We start from the raw sequence: 2,145 nt of genomic DNA, 5'->3' as shown, positions 1-2,145 counted from the left end.
CGGCGCGCCGCTGGAGTTGACGGATGCCCAGGGGCACATTGCCTGGGCGGCGGATTACAAGGTCTGGGGGGAAGCCACGCTGCGGCCCGTGGCGAGAACGGGGACCGATGACGGCCCCACCCGCCGCCGCATGGGGAACGGTCCGGGAATGGACTGGAGCGACGGTGCCAGCGCCCGGTCATCCGCGCCGCCGCCGATCGAACAACCCTTCCGATTCCAGGGGCAGCAGTTCGATGAGGAAACCGGGCTGCATTACAACCGCTTCCGGTATTACGATCCGGCCGTGGGCAGGTTTGCTAGCCAAGATCCGATTGGTTTGGCTGGCGGGGTAAACACCATTATTTATGCACCAAATCCGCTTTATTGGATAGACCCATTTGGACTGACATGCATACAACAAAAGATCGATGGAACACGGCGCGAGCAAGAAACTGCGGCCGAATTGGCAACTCAATATCCAAACGCACGCATCCAGAACGAGGTTTACTTAAGAACCAAAGATGGAAAGCGTGCGATAGACCCAATTACAGAAACTGGTAGGAGAATCGACCATGTTGTTATCGACGCCATTAGCGGAGGGGCAATTTGCTGTTGCGAAACGACCAGTCAAACCGCCGACAAGCGTGAACAAACCGATAAGGAAAATCGCATTAGACAAGATGGCGGACATTACATTCGTGATCGAAAAACCGGTGAGCTAATTAATGTCAAAGACAACCCAACGAAAATAATCCGGAGAAAATAGCATGAGAGATTTTACAATTACCAAAGTATCTTGGCATACCCAACAAGAGGGCGCCAAGAGGAATTCATTGACAGAAATTGCAGGGTATTTTTTTGCTCTTATCAAATTCTTGCAAAACAACAATTTAACAGTTCGACATCTCGCGTCATCAGTAGAGGATATTGGAGAAGAATTCGAAATTCGATCAAGTGACCTGACAGAAGAAGGGTTGAACGTTATTAAGTTGGGGATGGATAAGTGGCTAAAACGCTTTAATGATCGGCCTATGCGGGAAAGCGACATGGTTGTGCTTGAGAAAGCTTTGCAAAAAGTCCGAAACTTTTGAATGGGCGGTTCAAAAGTGAGTTCAAATCCATCAGTCCTACTCGAGTCTGCAACAAAGCCTTGCGCTTTTCAGATGCCGCGAACCACAAGAGCGCAAACTGGAAAAGCGGTTCGATGGTTTCTACGAGATCGTCGGCTCAGAAGTCATTTGCTATCCATTCGATAGCACCCAAGCCAATCGGAACTAGGGTATTAGGCATTTTTCATCATTATTTCTTGTGCAATGTCACAGGCGACCCAGCCACGCTCCTAATTAAATAGCAGTCAAGGCATGCCCTGATTGCGCTAAAGGCTTGAAATATCCTTACCCGCCTTCCTGCTCTCCTCCCTCCCTCTACCCTTCCCCCTCCACCTTCCGGTCCGTGAGGCACGCACATCTTCAGCGGCGGCGGGGACGCGATCACGCAGGTGGCCAAGGCCAGCGGCCACCGCTACTTCGCCCAGTACGACGCGGAAGGCCCGCACGGCCGCGTGCTGCGTTCCTGGTGCGCCGACGCGCCCATCCCCGGCCAGGACGACGACCGCTTCACCTATCTGCCCCACGAACGCATCACCCGCCACACCGATGGCCTGGGCCGCGTGACGGCCTACCACTGGGACGCGCGCTTCAACATCGTGGCCACCGTCACCGCCGAGGGCACGCCCGAGGAGGTGCGCGAGGCAACGCCGTTCGATGCCACCGGCACCCCACGGGGCAGCATCGACCCGCTGGGCCGGCGCACCACGCTGCGCCACGACGCGCGCGGCAACGTGGTGCAACTCGTCAATGCGCTGGGGCAGTCCACGGCGCTGCAATACGACGCGATGGACCGGGTGACCACGCTGCGCGATGCGATGGGCTTCGAGTGGCGGCGCACCTACGACGCGCAGGGCAATCTGGTGCGGATGACCGATCCGCTCGGGCAGACCACGGCCTACCAGTACGACGGCCTGGGCCGGCCGGTCGAGGTGACCGACGCCCAGGGCGGCACCAAGCAATTGCGCTGGGACGAGGCGGGCAATCTGGTGGCCTATACCGATTGTTCGGGCCGCACGACACGCTTCGGCTACGAGGCGCGGGGCCTGCCGGTGCTGCG

2 protein-coding genes and 1 pseudogene are annotated in these 2,145 nt (G+C 57.2%); all 3 read left to right on the top strand.

Annotated elements, in window-relative coordinates; all coding sequences use genetic code 11:
- Positions 1-745, top strand: a 745-nt coding sequence (locus AC27KI_RS23330; protein ID WP_487090928.1) for an RHS repeat-associated core domain-containing protein, incomplete at its 5' end; no start/stop codon positions are given.
- Position 746: 1 nt separating this feature from the next.
- A complete protein-coding gene (locus tag AC27KI_RS23325; protein WP_487090929.1) occupies positions 747-1,070 on the top strand; it encodes a hypothetical protein in 324 nt (107 codons plus the stop codon).
- 407 nt (positions 1,071-1,477) lie between these two features.
- Positions 1,478-2,145, top strand: a pseudogene (locus AC27KI_RS23320) (RHS repeat-associated core domain-containing protein); the annotation flags it as partial.

This window comes from Acidovorax sp. KPB24-03, from assembly GCF_057546605.1.
This window is presented reverse-complemented; position numbering and strand designations above follow the sequence as displayed.